At 71.5% G+C, this 8,460-nt stretch carries 5 protein-coding genes and 1 pseudogene; 4 read left to right on the plus strand and 2 right to left on the minus strand.

All coding sequences use genetic code 11. From position 1 onward, the window contains the following. The first annotated feature begins 68 nt into the window (after nt 1-68). The 4 genes from QQK83_RS18010 to QQK83_RS18025 all read left to right on the plus strand — a co-directional run bounded on the left by QQK83_RS18010 (nt 69) and on the right by QQK83_RS18025 (nt 4,679). On the plus strand, nt 69-332 hold the full coding sequence (locus QQK83_RS18010; protein ID WP_284266651.1) for a hypothetical protein: 264 nt from the start codon (nt 69-71) through the stop codon (nt 330-332). A 109-nt stretch (nt 333-441) separates the two neighbouring features. Then, nucleotides 442-2,316, plus strand: coding sequence for a cobaltochelatase subunit CobT (gene cobT / locus QQK83_RS18015; RefSeq protein WP_284266643.1), 1,875 nt, complete (start codon nt 442-444; stop codon nt 2,314-2,316). Nucleotides 2,317-2,462: 146 nt separating this feature from the next. Then, complete coding sequence (locus QQK83_RS18020; RefSeq protein ID WP_417750368.1) at nt 2,463-4,259, plus strand: aminopeptidase P family protein; 1,797 nt, start codon at nt 2,463-2,465, stop codon at nt 4,257-4,259. Between the two features lie 78 nt (nt 4,260-4,337). Beyond that, nucleotides 4,338-4,679, plus strand: a complete 342-nt coding sequence (locus tag QQK83_RS18025) for a DUF427 domain-containing protein (RefSeq protein WP_284266647.1) — start codon at nt 4,338-4,340, stop codon at nt 4,677-4,679. A gap of 865 nt (nt 4,680-5,544) precedes the next feature. Here the strand turns inward: QQK83_RS18025 and QQK83_RS18030 are convergent. Continuing rightward, nucleotides 5,545-7,233 (minus strand): chloride channel protein, encoded by a 1,689-nt coding sequence (locus tag QQK83_RS18030; protein WP_284266649.1) that lies wholly within the window; start codon nt 7,231-7,233, stop codon nt 5,545-5,547. A gap of 672 nt (nt 7,234-7,905) precedes the next feature. Next, a pseudogene (locus QQK83_RS18035) lies at nt 7,906-8,460 on the minus strand (DNA repair protein RecN); the annotation flags it as partial.

Consider the following 8,460-nt stretch of genomic DNA (forward strand, 5'->3'; position numbering starts at 1 on the left):
CCTCGTCGGTGTGCAGCGGGCCGGGGGTGAAGCGCAGCCGCTCGGTCCCCTTGGGCACGGTGGGGTAGTTGATCGGCTGCACCGAGATGATCGGCGCGCCCGAGGGATTTCCGGCGGGCACCCTGCCCGGCGCGCTTGTCGCGCAGGCGGGGGGCACCGCGCGGCTGGGCGAGATCCGGGCGCAGGCCGAGGCCTGGACCCGGCATTCCGAGAGCATGGCCGCAACGCATTTCTTCCCCCGCCTCGCAGGCCAGGGCACGCCCTACCTGGCCGACGAGGGGCGCGAGCTGATGCTGGCCGTTCGGGACTGCGTCGCGCGTTTCGGACTCTGAGCCGCGCCGTCTTTTGCAAAAGACGGGCCAGAGCCTTGCAAGGCTCTGGGGGGCCGGGGCGCGTTGCGCCCCCTTGCCCTCCCCCCGGGTTCGGGCCACATTCCGCCCCATGGCGAAGCACCCCACCGACAACCCGGCCGATCCCTTCAAGAAGGCGCTGGCCGAGGCGACCCGCGTCCTGGCCGACGACCCCGAGCTGGGCGTCACCTATTCCGTCGACCCTCCGGGCCTGTCGGGTGACAGCCTGCGCCTGCCGCAGGTCAGCCGCCGGATGACCCGCGAGGAGGTCTTGCTGGCTCGCGGCACCGCCGACGCGCTGGCGCTGCGCCACCGGTATCACGACCTCGGCACCGCCGCGCGCTACGCGCCGCCCGGCGCCATGGCGCGCGACCTGATGGAGGCGATGGAAACCGCCCGCTGCGAGGCGATCGGCGCGCGCGACATGCCGGGCACCGCCGGCAACATCGACGCCAAGATCGGCCACGAGGCGCGCCGCAAGGGCTATGGCGAGGTGCGGCAGGCCTCGGACGCGCCGCTTGCGGTGGCGGCGGGCTACCTGATCCGGCACCTGGCCACGGGCCGCGCCCTGCCGCCCGAGGCGGCGAACGTGATGGAACTGTGGCGCGGCTTCATCGAGGATCGCTGCGGCGAACGGCTCGACGACCTGGGCGAGGTGCTGCGCGACCAGCAGGCCTTCGCGCGCTTCGCGCGGCAGATGATCGACGATCTCGGCTATGGCGACCAGTTGGGCGAAGATCCCGACCAGATGGACGACGAGGGCGAGGACGAGGCCAGCGAGGAGCAGGAGGAGCAGCCCGACTCGACCGGCGAGGACGACAGCCAGGAGGAAGACGCCGAGGCCAACCCCGAGCGCAGCCAGGACGAGCAGCAGGACCAGTCCCAGGCGCAGGTCCAGATGGACGACCAGGGCGATATGGAAGAGGCCGAGGAGCAGGAGATGCCCGAGGGGGAGGCCCCGCTGGAGCCACCGCCGCCTGCGCCCCATTCCGACGCCGACCCCGGTTACGCGGTCTTCACCACCGAGCATGACGAGGAAATCCCGGCCGAGGAGCTGGCCGAGGCGCAGGAGCTGGAGCGGCTGCGCGCCTATCTCGACCAGCAGCTCGAGCCGTTGAAGGGCGCCGTGTCGCGGCTGGCCAACAAGCTGCAGCGCCGCCTGCAGGCGCAGCAGAACCGCAGCTGGGAGTTCGACCGCGAGGAGGGCATCCTGGATGCGGGCCGCCTGGCGCGGGTGGTGGCGAACCCGACGACGCCCCTGTCCTTCAAGGTCGAGAAGGACATGGAGTTCCGCGACACGGTGGTGACGCTTCTGTTGGACAATTCCGGCTCGATGCGGGGGCGGCCGATTTCCATCGCGGCGATCTGCGCCGACGTGTTGGCGCGCACGCTGGAGCGCTGCGGGGTGAAGGTGGAGATCCTCGGCTTCACGACGCGGGCCTGGAAGGGCGGAAAGGCGCGCGAGGAATGGCTGGCGCAGGGCCGTCCCTCCGGCCCGGGGCGGCTGAACGATCTGCGTCACATCATCTACAAGAGCGCGGATGCGCCCTGGCGGCGGGTGCGCGACAATCTCGGGCTGATGATGAAAGAGGGTCTTCTGAAGGAGAACATCGACGGCGAGGCGCTGGAATGGGCGCATCGGCGGATGGTGGGGCGGCCCGAGGCGCGCAAGATCCTGATGGTGATCTCGGACGGCGCGCCGGTTGATGACAGCACGCTGAGCGTGAACCCGGCGAATTACCTGGAGAAGCATCTGCGCGACGTGATCGCCATGGTCGAGCGCCGCCGCGCGGTGGAGTTGCTGGCGATCGGGATCGGTCATGACGTGACGCGCTACTACCAGCGCGCGGTGACGATCACGGACGCCGAGCAGCTGGCCGGTGCGATCACCGAGCAGCTCGCCGGCCTGTTCGACAGCGACCCGCGGGCGCGGGCGCGCGTGATGGGGATGAAGCGCGCGAGCTGAGGCGGGTTTCGCCGCTGGCGCGGCGACCCGGCGGAAAACGCGTGTTTTCCGGGGGCGCGCTTGGCGGGTGTCGCGCGGTCCCGAAGGGCCGGGAGCCTTGGCAGGTGGTGCGAGTCCGTATTTTTGGAAAGATGAAGGAGGGGCCGGTGTTCCAGGACTTCGAGGTGAAGACGCGGCCCCAGGACGGGCCCCCGCGGCTGGCGGCGTTGCGGGTCGGGATGGCGGCTGCGGGTCTGGACGGGTTTCTCGTGCCGCGGGCGGACCGGTTCCAGGGGGAATACGTCGCGCCCTGCGACGAGCGGCTGGCCTGGCTGACGGGGTTCACCGGCTCGGCGGGGTTTGCCGCGGTGCTGTCGGAGGTGGCGGGTGTCTTTGTCGACGGGCGCTACCGGGTGCAGGTGAAGGCGCAGACCGACCCGTCGGTCTTCACGCCCGTGGCCTGGCCCGAGACGGCGCTGGAGGAGTGGTTGATCCGTCAGCTGCCGAAAGGCGGCGTGGTGGGCTTTGACCCGTGGCTGCACAGCGCCGCCGAGGTTGCCAGGCTGGAGACGGCGCTTGCCGGTTGGCAGATCGCTCTGCGACCCGTGGGCAATCTTGTCGATGCGATCTGGGCTGACCGGCCGGCAGCGCCCATGGCCCCGGCCGTGGCCTGGCCCGAGGCGCTGGCCGGGCGGAGCGCGGGCGAGAAGCTGGCGCTGGTGGCAGGCGATCTTGCGGCGCGTGGCGAGGATGCGGCGCTGATCACGCAGCCGGAGTCGCTGTGCTGGCTGTTGAACCTGCGCGGTAGCGACGTGGCGCATACGCCGCTGATGCAGGCGATGGGGCTGTTGCGCCGGGACGGCGGGCTGGAGCTGTTCGTGGAGGCGGCGAAGCTGACGGGCGTGGTGCTGCCTGCGTCGGTGCAGGCGCAGCCGCCCGAGGCGCTGGCCACGGTGCTGGCGGGCGCGCAGGGCCGGGTGCGGGTCGATGACGCCACCGCCCCCGCGGCGGCGAAGGCGCTGCTGCTGGAGGCCGGGGCCGAGGTGGTCGCGGGGCGCGACCCCTGCCTGATGCCGAAGGCGAAGAAGCACCCCGCCGAGATCGCCGCGACGACCGCGGCGCATCTGCGCGACGGGGCGGCGGTGGCGCGTTTCCTGCACTGGTTCGACGTCGAGGCCCCGAAGGGCGGGCTGACCGAGATCGACGCCGCGCGCGCGCTGGAAGGCTTCCGGGCCGAGACCGGGGCGCTGAAGGAGATCAGCTTCGACACGATCTCGGCGGCCGGTGCCCATGCCGCCCTGCCCCATTACCGGGTGAGCGAGGAAAGCAACGCCCCCATCCGGCCCGGCGAGGTCTTCCTGATCGACTCGGGCGGGCAATACGAGGACGGGACGACCGACATCACACGCACCCTCGCGGTGGGTGAGGTCGATGCGGAGGTGAAGGGAGCCTTCACGCAGGTGTTGCAGGGGATGATCGCCGTTCACCGCGCGCGCTTCCCGAAGGGCGTGGCCGGCGCGCATCTCGACGCGCTGGCGCGTGCGGCCCTATGGGCCGCCGGGCGGGATTTCGACCATGGCACGGGCCATGGCGTGGGCGTCTACCTGTCGGTTCACGAGGGGCCCCAGCGCATCAGCCGGGTGTCGACGCTGCCGCTGGAGCCGGGGATGATCCTGTCGAACGAGCCGGGCTATTACCGCGAGGGGGCCTTCGGCATCCGCATCGAGAACCTTGTCGTGGTGGCCGAGGCCCCTGCCCTGCCCGGCGGCGACGACCGCGCGATGCTGCGGTTCGAGACCCTGACCTGGGCCCCGATCGACCGGCGCATGATCCTCACCGCGATGCTCGCCCCCTGGGAGCGCGACTGGCTGAACGCCTATCACGCCGAGGTGCTGGCGCGGCTCGGGCCCCTGGTGCCCGAGGAGACGCTCGCCTGGCTGACGGCGGCCTGCGCGCCGATCTGACACCGAACCGTCACATCCCCTTGGCATTCGGGGGGAGCGCCCCCTAAGAAGGGGCTGGTCTTGAAGGAGGAACAATCCATGGCTGACCACATCAGGATCCGGAAGGCTCCGGGCAAATGGGTGGTGCGCGCCGGTGGCGCCGTGCTGGGAGAAAGCGACCGGGCCCTGGAGCTGACCGAGGGCGACTATCCCGCGGCGATCTATTTCCCGCGCGAGGATATCGGCATGGCCTTTCTCGAGAAAACAAGCAGTTCCACCACCTGCCCCTGGAAGGGACAAGCGACCTATTTCACGGTCTCGAGCGCCGCGGGCGACATCCCAGATGCCGCCTGGTCCTACGAGGACCCGACCGAGGGCGTGGCCGAGATCCGGGGGCATATCGCCTTCTACACCGACCGGGTCACGGTCGAGCAGCTCTGAGCCAGCGGCCGCGCAGGGTCGGGTTCCCGCGGCTGTGCCGGGGGCCGGTCCCTTGGCGGGGGCGCAGGGGCGTTGGGTCGCGGGTGGCATCCCGCGATGGCGGTGGGCATGGCGCGGGGCAGTCCGTCGCATGTCGGACGGGGTCGGTCCGGGCTCGTCTGCCGGGTGCGGCTCGGGGCGCGACCTCGGTCCGGCCCCGGGCCGGCGCCTTCGCGTTGGTGCCGGCCAGTCCCCGCCCGGACCGGACTGACGTGAGGAAGGGCATCGCCTGGCCGCCCCGCACCGCAACCCGCTCGGTCACCGGGGCGCTGCCGGGGGTCGCAGGCGGGAGGCCGGTAGCCTTGCCACACCCCCATGACGATGCGGCCCCGACCGGCACGGCGACGCCCCCCAAGGCCAGTCGCTGCAACCGGCTGCGACAGGGGCGGATCGCATCCTTGGGCGCTCTCGTCACGGATCGGGGAGGCTAGAGCGACACCATGGCCAAAGCGCATGGCATGACTGTGACCATCCCGCCCTCGTGCCCCATCGGCGGCCCGATGCCCGCCCTCGGGGCGGGACAGGGCGCACGGGCGCATGTCCCGGCCCCGCGCGCGAAGGGTCCAAGGCCCTTCCATGCCCTCCCGACCAACGGCGCGGCAGGATCGGGGACGCCCAAGGACGATCCGACGGACCCGAAGGGGCCGGTGCGGCGCGCGCTGCAGGCCGCAACCGCGCCGGGCCGCCACCCGAGTGGCCACATCATGCCGGTTCCTGCGCGATCCCGTGCCCTATGCCGCGCGCGAGACCGGCCGCGCCGGTCACTCCGCGGGGGCGCCGACAGGGCGGGCATCACGCGGGATGGCGGCTTGGCGGCACGGGTCCATCAGCTGTGTTCCTCGGCCGCGGTCGCGGCGAGCGCACGGTTGTAGGCCTTGAGCGCATCGACATGGAACAGTGCCCCCTCCAGCGCCGGGGGGCCGTCGCCGGGGGCGAGCTGCACAACGGGGACGTAATCGAGGCCCGTCCGTTCGAAGATCGGCAAGGCGCGTTCCAGAGTGGCGTTGGTGTCGGTGTAGATGCCCTGCTCGACCAGCGTCAGCAGGCGATCCTCGGGGGCCGCGTTCTCGTGATCCATCGGGCGCATGACCTTGCCGACACGGAACATCGACAACAGGTAGGCCTGCGGCCCGGCAGCGAGATGGATGTTGCGCCGCTCGAGCTGGGTCAGGAAGAAGGAATGATCGACCAGCCGCGAGGACAGAGCGGTGGACATCGACACGGCCACCATCACGGCAAGCCCGGTCTGCCAGTCGCCGGTCAGCTCGAACACGATCAGCGTGGTCGAGATCGGCGCGCCCAGCACCGCGGCGGCGACCGCCCCCATGCCCGCCAGCGCGTAAAGCGTGCCTTCGCCCGACTGGTCAGGAAAGATCGCGGTGGCGACGATGCCGAAGGCGAGGCCGGTGAGCGCGCCGATCATCAGCGAGGGCGAGAAGACGCCCCCCCCCATCCGCCCGCCGATGGTGATGGCGGCGGCGGCGACCTTGAGCACGGTGAAGACGACGGCCTCCCACAGCAACAGCTCGCCGGTGAGCGCGGCCGAGGTCGTCTCGTAGCCCACCCCGATGATATGCGGGAACCCGATCGCCAGCGTGCCCAGCATCAGCCCCGCCACCGCGGGCCGCAGCCAGCGCGGCAGGCCGGTGGCGCGCTGCGCGGCCGAGCCGAGGTCCTCGGCCCAGAAGGTCGCGCGCATGAAGATCACTGCGACAACGCCGCACAGCAGCCCCAGCAGCAGGAAGGCAGGGAGTTCGACGTAGAACTGCAGCCCCTCGTCGCTGGGCAGGCTGAACTCGGTCACGCCGCCGAATTCCAGCCGGTTGATGACCGTCCCCGCCACCGAGGCGATCACGATGGGGGCGAAGGCATGGACGGCGAAATGGCGCAGCACCACCTCGAGGGCGAACAGCGCACCTGCGATCGGGGCGTTGAAACTGGCCGAGACGGCGGCCGCCACGGCACAGCCCAACAGGTCGCGCCCGGTGATCCCGTCGGCCTTGATCCGGTCGCTGACCCAGCTCGAGATCACGGCGGCGAGATGGACCACGGGCCCTTCGCGGCCGGAGGAGCCGCCCGAGCCCAGCGTGATCATCGAGGCGAGCGCCGAGGCAAGCCCGGCCCGCCCCTCGACCCGGCCATCGGCGAGCGCCGCGCCCTCGATCACGTCGGCCACCGAGCGGACGCGGCCATCGGGGGTGAACCAATGCAGGATCAGGCCCACGACAAGCCCCCCTGCAACCGGGATCAGAAGGATGAGATACCACGGCAGGCTTTCCGCGAAACTGTGCATGAGGCGCACGTCATCGACCCCGTAAAGCGCCTCCTGCAGCCAGCTGATGCCCTTGCGGAAGAACAGCGCGGCGAACCCCGCGGCGATCCCGATCAGAAGCGCGATGAGCCAGAACTGGACCTGCGTTGGCCCCTTGCGGCGCAGCACCTCCCAGCCGCCGCGGCATGCGGCGACGGCCTTCGCCGCCTGGTCCCGAATGATCGCGCGCCCGGTTCCGGCCACGTCTCTTCCTCCCGCCTCCCGGTGCGACGCGCCGTGATCCGCCGCTCCCGTCCTGCTGCACCCGTGTAGGACAGGGGCGTCGCCGAGAAAAGGCGGAAGACCCGGCCCCGGTTCCGAAATCGCCACCGGTCCGTTCATGCATGGGGCTTCGGGGCCGTCGGCCCCGACCCGGCGGCGCGCCGCGTCGGGCCCCTGCGGGGCCACTCCTTGGCGCGCTGGGCGCGGGTGGCGACGGGGGCTTTGCATGTCCCGCCCGTGCAGCCGATGGCAGGCGGCAGGAGCCTCCGGCGGGAGTTGTAATTGCCAAGATGAAGCCGGGACTGACGGCAAGGGATTGTTAACGGATAGATGCGATGATGGGCGCGCGCCGATAGCTGGAGAGTGACGCGGCGTCCAAGGTGAAGCCCCGCTCCGGACACAGCGGTAGCCAATCCGAAAAAGCCGGATGCGGGGTGGACCCTGCGCCACCGATCCTGCTTCATCTTGGCCAATACAACTCCGGGGGAGTCCGAAGGACGGGGGCAGAGCCCCCTCTTCGGAGCAACGGCCGCACCCGGTGCCCCGCCCGACCACTGCGCCACCGCACCGCGGCACGCGGTGCCACCGCGGTCGTGGCGCAGGCCGCAGGCCGAGCCACGCCGCCGCGCCCGAGTCCCGGCGCAGCCGGGAGGCTCAGCCGTCCAGCAGCGCGCGGGCGGCCGCCCGTGCCGCTTCGGTGACGGTGTCGCCCGAAAGCATCCGCGCCACTTCGTCGACCCGGTCCCGTGCATCCAGTGGGGTCACCCGGCTCAGGGTCACCTCGCCCTCCACCTGCTTGGCCACGCGCCAGTGATGCGCACCAAGCGCCGCGACCTGCGGCGAATGGGTCACCACCAGCACCTGCCCGCCCTCGGCCAGCGCCTTGAGCCTGCGGCCGACGGCATCCGCCGTGGCCCCGCCGACGCCGCGGTCGATCTCGTCGAAGATCATCGTCACGCCGCGGTCCTCGCCGGTCAGGCAGACCTTCAGCGCAAGCAGGAACCGCGACAGCTCGCCGCCCGAGGCGATGCGGTTGAGCGGGCCCGGCGGCGCGCCGGGGTTGGTCGCCACGGTGAAGGTCACCACCTGCGCACCCTCGGGCCCGGGCGGGGCCTCGGCGATCTCGGTGGTGAAGACCGCGCGCTCCATCTTGAGGGGGGCAAGCTCGGCGGCCATGGCGGCGTCGAGACGGCCCGCGGCCTCGGCGCG

The organism is Roseicyclus amphidinii, from assembly GCF_030163755.1.
In the GTDB taxonomy this organism is placed as follows: domain Bacteria; phylum Pseudomonadota; class Alphaproteobacteria; order Rhodobacterales; family Rhodobacteraceae; genus Roseicyclus; species Roseicyclus amphidinii.